The sequence below is a fragment of the Delftia sp. WSY_22 genome, assembly GCF_043104185.1.
GTDB lineage: Bacteria > Pseudomonadota > Gammaproteobacteria > Burkholderiales > Burkholderiaceae_C > Comamonas > Comamonas tsuruhatensis.
In genome coordinates this window covers 151,223-163,716 of record NZ_JBICKN010000030.1, presented here as the reverse complement: position 1 = coordinate 163,716, position 12,494 = coordinate 151,223, and the positions used below count along the sequence as shown (strand labels likewise).

General features: G+C 64.0%; 8 protein-coding genes, 1 tRNA gene and 1 pseudogene. 4 read left to right on the top strand and 6 right to left on the bottom strand.

The annotated features are described in order from the left end of the window. Window positions 1–391: 391 nt before the first annotated feature. Together ACF8NF_RS16910 and ACF8NF_RS16905 are read right to left on the bottom strand one after the other, a co-directional pair. Complete coding sequence (locus ACF8NF_RS16910) at window positions 392–1,621, bottom strand: multidrug effflux MFS transporter (RefSeq protein WP_392450897.1); 1,230 nt, start codon at window positions 1,619–1,621, stop codon at window positions 392–394. Further along, window positions 1,618–2,055, bottom strand: coding sequence for a helix-turn-helix domain-containing protein (locus tag ACF8NF_RS16905; protein WP_016454547.1), 438 nt, complete (start codon window positions 2,053–2,055; stop codon window positions 1,618–1,620). Before ACF8NF_RS16905 ends, ACF8NF_RS16910 begins: the two co-directional genes overlap by 4 nt. Window positions 2,056–2,319: 264 nt before the next feature. On the opposite strand from ACF8NF_RS16905, the gene ACF8NF_RS16900 reads away from it, so the two are divergent. From ACF8NF_RS16900 to ACF8NF_RS16885, 4 genes and pseudogenes are all read left to right on the top strand, one after another. After that, a complete protein-coding gene (locus ACF8NF_RS16900; RefSeq protein ID WP_016454548.1) occupies window positions 2,320–3,123 on the top strand; it encodes an SDR family NAD(P)-dependent oxidoreductase in 804 nt (267 codons plus the stop codon). 34 nt (window positions 3,124–3,157) lie between these two features. Further along, entirely contained in the window at window positions 3,158–3,454 is a 297-nt protein-coding gene (locus ACF8NF_RS16895) for a YciI family protein (protein WP_099752075.1), read from the top strand. A 95-nt stretch (window positions 3,455–3,549) separates the two neighbouring features. Next, window positions 3,550–4,009 (top strand): annotated as a pseudogene (locus tag ACF8NF_RS16890) (hypothetical protein). A 304-nt stretch (window positions 4,010–4,313) separates the two neighbouring features. Next, complete coding sequence (locus tag ACF8NF_RS16885) at window positions 4,314–4,640, top strand: hypothetical protein (protein ID WP_392450895.1); 327 nt, start codon at window positions 4,314–4,316, stop codon at window positions 4,638–4,640. A gap of 262 nt (window positions 4,641–4,902) precedes the next feature. Here the strand turns inward: ACF8NF_RS16885 and ACF8NF_RS16880 are convergent. From ACF8NF_RS16880 to ACF8NF_RS16865, 4 genes are all read right to left on the bottom strand, one after another. Further along, window positions 4,903–4,977: transfer RNA gene (locus tag ACF8NF_RS16880), tRNA-Arg, on the bottom strand. Between the two features lie 77 nt (window positions 4,978–5,054). Continuing rightward, window positions 5,055–9,374 carry a translocation/assembly module TamB domain-containing protein gene (locus ACF8NF_RS16875; RefSeq protein ID WP_392450893.1) on the bottom strand — a complete coding sequence of 1,440 codons (4,320 nt, stop codon included), beginning with the start codon at window positions 9,372–9,374 and terminating at the stop codon, window positions 5,055–5,057. Window positions 9,375–9,376: 2 nt separating this feature from the next. Further along, on the bottom strand, window positions 9,377–11,227 hold the full coding sequence (locus ACF8NF_RS16870) for a BamA/TamA family outer membrane protein (protein ID WP_046987464.1): 1,851 nt from the start codon (window positions 11,225–11,227) through the stop codon (window positions 9,377–9,379). A 76-nt stretch (window positions 11,228–11,303) separates the two neighbouring features. Beyond that, on the bottom strand, window positions 11,304–12,491 hold the full coding sequence (locus tag ACF8NF_RS16865) for a VWA domain-containing protein (protein ID WP_392450892.1): 1,188 nt from the start codon (window positions 12,489–12,491) through the stop codon (window positions 11,304–11,306). Between the last annotated feature and the right edge of the window lie 3 nt (window positions 12,492–12,494).

Sequence of the window (12,494 nt, the reverse complement as noted above, 5' to 3'; positions counted from 1 at the left end):
CGGTAGCTGCCACACGAGAGCCCTTGGCAACCCGCTACGCCGCCGCACATCGGCCCTGAGCCCTTGCGCCTCGGCCGATAGCTCGCTCCTCAGCCTTACTGGTCTAAAAAACTAAAGTCCAGTGGCGCGTTTTCCGTACAGACGAAAGTCCAGTGGCGCATCTCTCTAAAGATCGATGGCGCATGGCTTGCGAGGACGTGAGAAATCAACGAGTTATCTGGGTGACGCGCTGCGTGTTCAGTGGCGTTCCGCAAGAATTCTTCCAGTTGTGTGTTTGTGCTACCGGGGCAGGGTCCTGCGGCCATTGAGTCCTCACGCTGCGGCAGTCGGGCAAAGGCTCCATCCAATTCATACTGGCGAAGGTGTGCCTCGTGTATCCACTGGAATCTCGTCAAAAACCAGCCGTGCTGGGCTGGTTCCAGAAAGTGATGAAAGCAAGAAGTGCGAAGACTGAGATAAGCAGTCCTACCGCCGCCATGTGGGAGATCCCTGCCATCGTGCTGACCAGCATGGCGCCAAGTGCTGCGCCGGACATCTGTATGAAGCCCAACATGGCGGAGGCTGCACCTGCTTGAGCTCCAAATGGAGAAAGCGCCTGTGCTGTACTGAGAGGATTGGCAACGCCCATTCCCATGAGGAAGACACAGAGCGCGAACGTGAACGCTGTGAGGCTGGATGGGTATCGAACCGAGGCCAGGTAGATCATCACGCCTCCAACCAAGGCCAAGACGATTCCGGCTTGGATGACTCGAGCTGCACCCCAGCGATGTGAAAGTCTTGGTACAGCGAGGCCTGCAGCAAAAACAACGGGCACCGTGGCTGCAAAAAAGAGCCCCATCTCCAGCGCGCTCAACTTGATGGCGCCCATCAGCACTGATGGAGCAGCAGCGAAGAATCCATAAAGCCCGCCTGTGAGACACATGACAGCGACGACTGGACGGAGGAAGCGTGGATCGATCAGAAGGCTGGCATAGATCCTGAGTATGGGGCCAACGGCAAGCGGCATCCGCCGCGACGCGACGTGTGTTTCTGGAAGTCGGAAGGCGTACCACATTGAAAGTGCGAGCCCGAAGGCACTGACCGTCAGGAAGGTCATGCGCCAGCCAATCATTTTCTCAGTCATGCCGCCCAGCAGCGGAGAGAACCCCGGCGCCGCGGCCATAGCCACGATCACCATCGCAAGAACGCGTGCCAGAGTTTCGCCTTCATACATATCTCTTGCGATCGCGCGTGCAAGTACGGACGCGGCGCATACGCCTGCAGCATGTATTGCTCGGCCGACAATCAGTTCGGCTGGAGCCGCCGCCTGGGCACACACCACCCCGCCGGCCGCGAAGACCAGCAAGCCCCCTATGACCAGTTTGCGACGCCCGAAGCGATCAGACAGAGGTCCCACGAAGAGTTGCCCCGCCGCGAAAACTACGAAGAAGACACTGAGTGTCAGGCCGAGCTGGGCATCTGACGCACCCAGGGTTTTAGACATCGCCGGAAACGACGGCAGGATGATGTTGGTTGACAAAGCGCCTATCGCCGCGAGCGCAGCCAACAGAAGAACTACGCCACGGTTCGCTGTGCCTGCTTGATTTTCCGCCGGCACTGGAGCCCGACTGCTTGGCTTCATTCCGGCATCACCATGCGGATTTCGCGAGTCCCGATCTCTGCGCCGGTCTCTGCGTCGATCGCAATCGGCTTCAGATCGTTGCCCGTCTCGGCATCCAGAAACCGAACCAGCTTGCCTTCGCCACGGTGCTTTCGGCCCCAGGCAGCAATCATGAAGAGAACGGGCAAGTAGTCCCTCCCAGCTTCGGTCAGGACGTATTCCTCGCGAGGTGGCCGCTCCGAATACTGCCGCTTTTCCAGCAGTTGCTCATCCGTGAGCGTCGCCAAACGCTTCGTCAGCATCGTGGGAGCGATGCCAAGGCTTTTCCTGAACTGATCGAAGCGCGTCAGCCCAGCGTTCGCATCCCGCAGGATCAACATAGTCCACGCATCGCCCAGGAAGGCCAGGCTGCGCGCGATGGGGCAAGTGCTTTCAGAAGTTTTTTTCGAGTCCATATCATTTCAGTATTGACTAAGTACTAAAACGATACTAACATGCGCCCATCGTTCAGTCCAGCACCCACGCCCGAAAGGAGTCATGCGCGCAGAGAGCCCGGCCTCATCTTGAGAGGTAACGGTTGTGAGCCATGCCTTGGCTGATGAAGGCTTGTTCATGGTCGCGCTGCCAACCCCGATAGCAAATAGCCCAAAGCCCTTCTGCACGCACGTTCAGCCGGGCAAAGTTTTCAAGAATTTCCATCATCTACGGAGAAGCTACCCATGAAGAAGACAGTCCTAATCACCGGCGCATCCTCGGGCTTCGGCCTGCTGCTCGCCAACAGCCTGCACAACCAGGGCTTCGAAGTCATCGGCACCAGCCGTGAACCTGAAAAGCACGAAGGGAAGGTTCCCTTCAAGCTGCTGCGTCTGGACATCAGCGACGACAACTCCATCAACGCGTTCGCTGAAGAGCTGTTCCGCAGCGTCAGGCAGCTGGATGTATTGGTGAACAATGCCGGCTATATGGTGACGGGGCTGGCAGAAGAGACTCCCGTCGAATTGGGACGTCAGCAGTTCGAAACCAACTTCTGGGGCACGATCAAAGTGACGAATGCCTTGCTGCCCCGGCTGCGGGCGCAAAAGCATGGGCAGATCATCACAATCAGCTCCATCGTCGGCTTGATCGGCCCGCCGAATCTCTCGTACTACACGGCTTCAAAGCACGCAGTCCAGGGCTACTTCAAATCTCTGCGCTTCGAGCTGGATCCGTTCAACATCCAAGTCAGCATGGTGGAGCCAGTGTGGTTCAAGACCAACCTCGCTCATAACTCCGTGTCTCAATCAAGCGGGCGTATTGCTGATTACAACGCCTACCGCAAGCAAGCAGATGCTGCGACACAGAAGGGGATCGATGAGGCGGAGGCGCCCGACGCCGTCGTCAACACGATTACCAAGCTGATCGAGACCAAGAAGCCAAAGTTCAGTAACCCCGTTGGAAAGATGACCGGAATGATCCTGTTCCTGCAGAGCTATGCGCCCAAGATGTTCGAGGGGGCAATATTGAAGAGTGTGAAAACAGCTTGAATCTCAGCATCATTTATCTTTGAGAGGAGCCGAAATGAAATACTACCTGTGCAAATTTGTCCCGCCTCGCGCGAATTTCCTGGGCACCATGTCCGGCGAAGAAAAAACATGGATGAGGCAGCATGGCGAATATATGAACGGTCTTCTCGAGCAAGGTGTGATCGTAGCGCACGGGCCTGTGATTGACGATGGTGATGGCTACGGCGTGTCTCTTTACCAGATCGCCGACAACCAAGAGATCGGTTCGTTTACATCCGAAGATCCCATCGTGAAGAATGGGATTGGCCATTATGAGCACTACACGATGGCCAGCTTGACTTCCCGCAGCTGAACGCATCTTTCTCCGCAGCAGCGTCTCTCTGCGCTGACTTGTCTTATTGACAAGGCTGCCATAAAAAATGGTGGATATCGATTGGGGAAGTTGAAATGACTAGCTCTCTTATTGCTGGCGCCTCCAGTGGCATTGGTGCTGTTTACGCACGCCGCTTTGCGGCTCGTGGCCACGATCTCGTATGGGTGGCCCGTGCCACCGACCGGCTCAATGCATTGCTGCCTGAGTCTTCACAAGGTATTTGCGCAGCAACGAAGTCCTACATGTTGGCCTTCTCGCAGCGCCTTGCAGCTGAGGCAGGGCCCAGGGGCGTCTACATACCAGCGGTTTTGCCGGCCGCCACACGCACCGAGATCTATGAGCGCTCTGGTGGCGATGTCATGGATGGAGGTTGACGAACTCGTTGATGCAGCCTTGGTGGGTTTTGATCGCAGAGAGCTTGTGACCATTCCACCAGTGCCTGAGGCAGCGGCATGGGACGCATTTGAGCAAGCGCGCGGAGATTTGGCCCAGGGTTTCTCAAACTCCAAGCCCGCTACTCGTTACCTCACTTGAATTTCAACATCTATTTGGTTTTTGCAGCATTCGTGCACTGGTCTGCTGCGTGTCGATATTCCCTGAGCAAGGCTTTGGGTAAAGATCAGCAAAGTGTTTTGAATTTTCAATTATTTTTGGATGGAAAAAGAAAAACTGATTGGAAATTTATTCTGAATATTGATTGATGAATATATCTGGTAGTCATCAATTTTCTTTGGGAAAGGAGTGGCCCAATATTTGATATTGCGTCTTTGATTCATTCGGTCAACACTGCCGCATAACATACTTGCCGGTAGCCTCATAGTCATCTGTCATTTAAACCATGTCAAAAATAGCCTCGCCCTTGATCAGGGTAAGTGCATTGCGCACTCTAAAATTTGCATTCTTCACAATAGCTATTTCTACTTGCTATGCAGCCAATTCTCAAGAGAGCAGCGCAGTAAATAAAAAGGAAGTAAATAGTACTTCCCGCGCGGAGGTCATGGCCGATCTGGCACTCTGGCGTCGTGCCGGAGTCGACCGCTATGAAGTACTGTCGACTTCGTACGGTATGGAATCAGAAGCCTATCGGTTGGCACATCAGGAATATCTTCGCCTTCGGAATGGTGAGGAATTCCAGGAAGAACTGAAAAAAGCAATCACTAAGTGATTTGCCCTGCCTGAGCAGGCCCTGCGGTGGCGCTGGAGAAGGTTCGGCGCTGATGCGGGTGCGCGCGCTTAGCTCGGGCCAAATGAAACGAAAACGGCCCCTTCGATTCCCATGAGGGCGCCGAGGGGGCTGTCGTCGTTTCCGTGTTGAGAGCCCACTGCGCGGGCATGCAATCCAGCCCTTTAGACCGTATTCATGTCCCACTTATGGCCCAGACACCCACTCAATGAGCTGTAAGTGGTTGTCGCCATTGGAAAATTGATGGTCCCTCCGACAGGAATCGAACCTGTATCTGGCGCTTAGGAGGCGCCCGTTCTATCCATTGAACTACGGAGAGGAGCAAACGGCGATTGTAAACCCATGGCGGGTCCGCCCCGCGCAGCGCCGGCAGGGCGGCTGCGCAGGGGTGGGGCGTCAGTCCTTGCGCACGGTGTAGATCAGGTCCAGCGCGCTGGTTTCCCCGGTCTGGCCGCGCAGGGTGAGGCGGCGCGAGAGGTCGTAGAAGATGTACAGCGTGCCCATGGCCCCCGAGAGGCTTTGCTCGTAGGTGACATAGAGGTCGCTGGACAGGCGCTTGCCCAGGGTGAGGGCGGCGCCGGTGGAGCCTTCGCCGCCTGGGCCCTTGAAGCCGATTTCGTCCAGGCCCAGGTTGCTGGCGATCTTGCCGCTGTTGTTGCGCCCGCCGCTGAGCAGGGACAGCGCGGCCTGCTGGAGCAGGGCGCTTTCGGCGCCGCCCGTGGCGGGGTCGCGGCCCATGACCACCCAGGAGAGCTTTTCGGCATCGGGCATTTCGGGGTCGGAGTACAGGCGCACGCGCGGGGCGTTGGCCGTGCCCTGCACCTGCACGCCTGCGCGCACGGCGATGTTGGGGCGCAGCGCCAGGATGTCCAGCGAGGGGTTGGCGTAGGGGCCGTTGAAGCGGATGAGGCCGGTCTCCACGTCCAGCGACTGGCCCCAGGCGCGGTAGCGGCCCTGCACGGTGCGGATCTCGCCCGTGATGCGCGGCGGGCCGCCCGCCACGGTGGGGCCTTGCACTTCCAGCGCGCCTTCCAGGCGGGTGGTGATGCCGTAGCCCTGCAGCGCGAAGTCGCGGCCCAGGTCGAGCTTGACGAGGATGTCGGGCAGCTTGATGGTTTCCGCGCGGGCCTGGGCCTTGCGGTCGGCCTGCTGCTGTTTGCGCGCCGCTTCCTGCTCGGCCTTGCGCGAGGCGGCCGAGTGCACGACCACATCGGAGTCCAGCGATGGGGCGGATTCCTCGGGCAGGATGATGGTGGCGCGGTCGGTGGTGAGGTCGCCGCGCAGCGTGAACTGGCCTTGCTCCAGCTTGGCCTGCAGGCCGCCGGAGATGCTGACCTGGCGGTCTGCCCGCACCAGCACCTGCAGCCTGGTGGCCTGGGCGCGCAGGTCCATGCTCAGGCCGGAGTTGCTGCCATCGGCATTGGGCGGGTCCCAGCGCACGAAGCCCGAGCCTGTGAGTTCGCCGCCTTCGCGCGGGGCCGTGGTGAGGTTGCCGCTGTAGCCCAGGATGCGCGCATTGCTGCCGCGCCCGCCCTGCATGCGCAGCTCGGTCAGGTCCAGGCGGTTGCCTTGCAGGCGCGCGCGCAGCACGCCGTTTTGCAGGTCGATGCCGTCCAGCGCGGACAGGATGCTCAGGCCGTCGGCCGAGAGATTGCCCTGCCACTGCGGGTTCTGGCGGTCGCCGCTGATCTCGGCCTTGGCCTGCAGCGAGCCGGTGACGCGCCAGCCGGGCGGGGCGAACAGCGCCCAGATGCCGATGTCGGGCATGCGGGCGTCGATCTGGCCGGACAGAGGGGCCTTCTCGGGCCAGGTCCAGGTGCCGTCCTGCTGGGCCAGGCGCGTGCCCAGCTGCGCGGTCAGGGTGCCGGCGCGTTCGCTGTCCCAGTCGAGCTTGGCCTGCACGTCGTCGCCCTGGGCGCGCACGCTCAGGCGGGCCTGCTTGATGTGGGCGCGCATGCCGGCGCCGCGCACGGTATGCGTGCGCACTTCGCCGGGCTTGCTGGAGCGCGGCCCCGTGGTGTGGATGACGGTGGTGCCCGAGCCGTCTTCCACGGCCAGGCGCAGGTCGCCGGCTGCACGCTCGACCAGCAGTTCGGCCTTGAGCGCGGGGCCCTTCGTGTCGATGTCCCAGCGGGCGTTGAAGCTCAGGTCGCCGCTCAGGCCCATGGCGGCCAGCGGGGGCTCCTCGGCCATGGACAGGGCATCGACCCAGGCCAGCGGTAATGCCTGGGCGCGGCCTGTGCTGCGCAGGGCCCAGCGGCCGTCGCCGCCCTGGCTGGCGCGGGTGTCGTCCCAGGCCAGCAGCACGGGCTGGGGCGCTTGGGCATTGGTGCGGCGCTGGGGCAGGGTGGGCGGCGTGACCTGCAGGCTGCCGGCCGATGCCGTGAAGGCGGTGGACAGCACGGTGCGGCCCGTGGTGCGCTGGGCGATCCGTACGGGCTGGTTGCCTGCCAGTTGCAGCTGCCATGGGCCGGGCAGGTCCTGGCCCGGACTCAGCCGGGCCTGCAGCTTGTCGATGCTGGCCTGCCAGTCCAGGGGCGCGGCACCGCGCGCCGTGGCAAGGCCTGCCTGCAGGGCCGTGTCGATCTGCGCGGTCTGCGTGCCGCGCTTCGCCTGGCCGGCCAGGGTGAGGCTGGCCTGCTCGGGCGAGCCCTTGAGGGCCAGGCGCAGCTCGGGCAGCTCCAGCGCCTGCTCGGGCGGCGTGTTGGCGGGCAGGTAGCGCAGCTTTGCGGCCTGCAGGTCGGCCTGCAGCTGCAGGCCGCTGGCGGGCAGGGGGTCGCCCACGGCGGCCTTCATGCGCTTTTGCAGTGCGCCCCATCCGCCGCGCCAGCTGGCGTCCAGCTGGGCCTGGCCTTCGATCAGGGCGCCGGCCAGCGGGTCCTTCATGCCGGGCAGCTTGCGCAGCCACTGTGTGAGGGCGGTGAGTGACGACAGCTTGAGCTGGCTGCTGCCCTGGCCTGCGGCAGGGCTGATGTGGCCGTCCAGCGAGAGTTCGGCGCCGGGCAGCTGGGCCTTCAGCACGGTCTGCAGTTTTTGCTGTTCGGTGTCGAACTGCAGGCTGCGGCTGCGCACCGAGGCCTGCAGCGCATCAAGCTGCAGGTTCTCCAGCGACAGCACGGGCTGGGCCCAGCGGCCTTTGGTGGCGAGTTTTTCTATGCGCAGGGGCTGGCGCTTGGCGCCTGCGGGCGCTGCTGCGGCCTGGATGTCCACGCTGAAGTCCACCTGCTGCTCTGCCGTGGTGCTGGCGCGCAGCTCGCCCTGCAGGGGTGCGGCTTCCAGGAGGCTGTAGAGCGCGGCGGGGTCCAGGCGCTGGACCTTGGCCTGGCCTTCGAAGACCTTGGTGGCGGGCTCGAAGCGGCCCTGGGCGTCGATGCTGCCCGAGCCTATGGCGATCTGCGCCTGCTCCAGCAGCCACTGCTGGCCGTCATAGCGCACCGCGGCCTCGATCTGGTCCAGCGGCAGGCGCTGGCGGTCCCAGGGGCCGGGCATGGCGTTGTTCAGGCGTGTCGTCAGCTGCCAGGCGGTGGTGGCTATGGCCGAGCCTGGTGCCTGGTCCGGTGCCTGTTCCGTGGCGGGTGCCTGGGCTGTATCAGCTGCCTTGCCATCCGGCCCTGCCTGCAATTCGCCGCTGATGCGGGTGCGCGGTCCCTGGGGCCAGAAGGCGGCGATGTCGATCTGGCTGAGCTGGGCGCGCGCGGTCTGCAGCGGCTGGGGCTGCCAGGGCCGGATGCTGGCCTCGATGTCCGCGTGCATGGGTTCGGACACGGGGGCGGCTTCCTTGCGCTCCCTGGCCTTGCCGTTCTTGCCATCGGCCTTGGCGGATTTCTGTACGGCGGCAGGGGCAGGCGTTTCCTCGGACACCGTCCCGGGCTTGGCATCAACCTGGAGCTTGATGCCCAGTTGCGCAGCGGCGGTGGCCAGGGTGCCGTCGATCTGTGCCTTGGCCTGCACGGCCAGCGGTGCAGGTTTGGGAGCCTTGGATGCGGAGGCCTCGTCGTCCGAAGCCAGGGCAGGCGCCTGCAGGTCGCCCTGCAGCTCGGCCTGGATGGCCATGGGCGCGCGGGCCTGCAGGCGCAGCTTGGCCTGGTAGCTGCCATCGGCCCATTGCAGGTCGCGCACGTCCAGCTGGTGCTCGCTACCGTCGTAGGCGTAGTGGCCTTGCAGGCCCAGTACTTCGGCCTGGGGCGGGCCTTGCCAGACGATGCGCTCCACATGGAAGGGCACGTCGATCTTCACGGGCAGCACGAGCTGCTGCAGCGGCTCGACGGGTTTCTTGTCCTCGGGGTCGGGCGTGCTGGCAATGTTCAGCTCGGCGATGCGTACTTCGCCCAGGCGCACGGTGCGCGACAGCAGGGGACGCAATTGCCAGCCGATGGTGGCGTCGCGCAGCTCCACCTTCATGGTGGGGCTTTGCCATTGCAGCCAGCCGATGCGCCCGCCCTGGCGCAGGGTGCCGGTGACTTCCTTGGCCTGCAGGCTCTGGCCTGCGGGCAGCCAGCCGGCCACGCGCTGCAGGGTGTAGGCCAGCGAATCGGCACGGCCGCTCCACCACCAGGCGGAACCCAGCAGGGCGGCCAGCAGCAGGACCAGTACCAGGAAGAACCAGAGCAGGTAGCGCAGCCAGCGGCGGCGGGGCGCAGGCGACGGAGGGGACGCCTGGGGGCTTTGGTCTGGCGCGGCGAAGGAGGCAGGGGTATTCAAGCGGGAATCCACCATGGTCAGAAGTTGAAGCCCAGGCGCAGGTGCAGGCGCAGCTGCTTTTCCTGGGCGCCCCAGGCGATGTCGGCCTGCACGGGGCCCACGGGGCTGCGCCAGCGCAGGCCGGTGCCCACGCCCACGCGCATGTACATGGAGTCGGGCGCATCGCCCACGGTGCCGGCGTCCAGGAAGACGGCGTGCTCCCAGTCCTGTGTGTTGCCCTTGATGACGATGGGCCGCTGCCACTCGATGCTGCCCACGGCCATGTAGCGCCCGCCGATGACCTTGCCGCTGTCGGTGCGCGCACCGATGCTCTGGTACCCGTAGCCGCGCACGGTGTTGTCGCCGCCGGTGATGAACAGCTGGGTGACGGGCAGGTCGGCATCCTTGCGGGCCAGCAAGGCACCGCCGGAGGCGCGCAGCGCCAGGCGGCTGCGGCGCTTGGTCTCGGGATCGACCTCGCCGATGGGAATCAGGCTGAGCCAGCGGCCCGAGACACGGCCGAACGGTGTGCGCTGGGGCGTGAGCGTGGTGCCCGCGCCGACTTCCCAGGCAAAGCCGAAGCCCGAGGAGGGCGCCAGCGTGCTGTCGAAGTAGCGGCCCGTCCAGCCGTAGTTGGCCGTGACCGACGAGCTGGACGGGGGCGCGCCCTCGCCCTGGGTCTTGGCGTAGTCGTACTGCAGGTAGTAGTTGCGGTCGATGTGGTCTTCGGACTTGGTGCGGCCGGCGCGCAGCTGCAGGCTGTTGACATCGAAGTCGCCCGAGGGCGCGCGCTCGGCCTTGGCCGTGGTGAACCAGCGCCACAGGGTTTCATCGGGCAGGGCGGTCCACTGCGTGGAGATCAGCGGGTTCTTGCGGTCGAAGCGCATGCGCGTGACGGCGCGCCAGCCCAGCCAGGGCAGGCGGTTGTGGATGTGGTCCACGCTCAGGCGCGGGCCGGTGTCGGTGCTCATGCCCACGCCGAAGACCCATTTCTGCATCTGGGCCTCGCGCACCTGGGCGATGACGGGCGTGGTGACCTGGGCGCCCTTGCGCTTGATGGCTTCCTCGTCCTCGGCGGCGCTGTCTCCCTGCTGGGGCACGTTGGCCAGCGTGAGGAAGACGGAGTCGTAGTAGCCGCTGCTGGCCAGGCGCAGCTGGGCGTCGACCAGGGCGGTCTGGTCGTATTCCTCGCCCTCGGGCAGGCGTGCGATGCGGGCCGTCCCCACGGGGTCGTAGCGCTGGGCGCCTTCGATGCGCAGCGGGCCGAAGGTGTAGGCCGGGCCGGGTGCATAGGCCACGCTGACGTCGGCCTCGTGCGTGTCGGCGTCGATGTCGGCCAGGCTGGAGTCGATGCGCGCCAGCGGGTAGCGGCGCGACTGCAGCGTGCGCAGGCCCTGGCTCTTGGCCTGGCTCCAGCTGGACTGGCTGAAGCGCTGGCCGGGCTGCAGCGGCCATTGGCTTTCGATGGTGGCGCGCTGCGAGGCGCCTTCGGGATCGTCGGCATTGACGCCCGCAAAACGCACCTGGCTGCGCGCAATGGTGGCGGGCTCGCCAGGGTCCACCTTGACGGTGACCTCCAGCGGGGCCTCGTCGGATTCGGGCGTTTCCTTGATCTCCACCGTGACCGTGGGGCTGAAGTAGCCCAGCGTGCCGATCAGGTCGCGCACGTTGGCGTCGGTGGCGCCCAGCAGCCGCGTGAGCTCGCGCCGCTGCAGGTCGCTCTGGTAGCGGTAGCGGCGCAGTTCGAGGTGCTTTTCCAGCAGCTCGCGCACTTCCTTGGGCGCATCGACGACAAGGGAGAAGGCCGGGTCGCCGGTCGCTGCAATCAGCGACGGGTCCGTGTCCTTGTCATCATTCTTGGACGGCAGGAGGCTGCAGCCGCCGAGCATCAGGGCTGCACTCAACAGAAACAAAAACGCCGGCCCTCGGGCCGGCGCTGTCGCGGGGGGGAGCTTGGGCATCGGCCTATTTTGACAGCAGGCGCATGGCGTCTTCCAGACCTTTGAGTGTCAAAGGGTACATGCGGTTGCCCGTGAGCTGCTGGATGATGCTGATGCTCTGGCGGTACTGCCAGACGCCGGGCGGCTCGGGGTTGATCCAGGCAAAGCGCGGGAAGGCATGCGTCAGGCGCTGCAGCCATTCGGCGCCGGGCTCCTCGTTCATGTACTCCACGCTGCCGCCGGGCTGCAGGATCTCGTAGGGGCTCATGGTGGCGTCGCCCACGAAGATCAGCTTGTAGTCCTTGTTGTACTTGCGGATGATGTCCCAGGTCGGAAACTTCTCGGCGAAGCGGCGGCGGTTGTTCTTCCACATGAAGTCGTAGACGCAGTTGTGGAAGTAGTAGAACTCCAGGTGCTTGAACTCGCTCTTGACGGCGGAGAACAGCTCCTCCACGCGCTGCACGTGCTCGTCCATGGTGCCGCCCACGTCCATGAGCAGCAGCACCTTCACGTTGTTGTGGCGCTCCGGGATCATCTTGATGTCCAGGTAGCCCGCGTTGGCGGCCGTGCTGCGGATGGTGTCGGGCAGGTCCAGCTCCAGGTCGCTGCCTTCGCGTGCGAACTTGCGCAGCCGGCGCAGCGCCACCTTGATGTTGCGCGTGCCCAGCTCCTGCGTGTCGTCGTAGTCGCGGTAGGCACGCTGCTCCCAGACCTTGACGGCGCTCTTGTTGCGGCCCGGCCCGCCGATGCGCACGCTGGCCGGGTTGTAGCCGCCGTGGCCGAAGGGGCTGGTGCCGCCCGTGCCTATCCACTTGTTGCCGCCTTCGTGGCGCTCCTTTTGCTCCTCCAGGCGCTTCTTGAGCGTGTCCATCAGCTCGTCCCAGCCCATGGCTTCGATGGCGGCCTTTTCCTCGGGCGAGAGTTCGCGCTCCAGCAGCTTCTTCAGCCAGTCCTGGGGAATCTCGCGCGTGAGGTCGGCCACCATCTCCACGCCCTTGAAGTAGGCGGCGAAGGCGCGGTCGTACTTGTCGTAGTGCTTCTCGTCCTTGACCAGCACGGTGCGGCCCAGGTGGTAGAAGTCGTCCAGGCTCCAGGCGTCCTCGCTCCTGGGGCCGACCACGCCGGCCTGCAGCGCCTCCAGCAGGGTCAGGAACTCCTTGACCGAGACGGGCAGCTTGGCCGCGCGCATGGTGTAGAAGAAGTCGATCAGCATGGC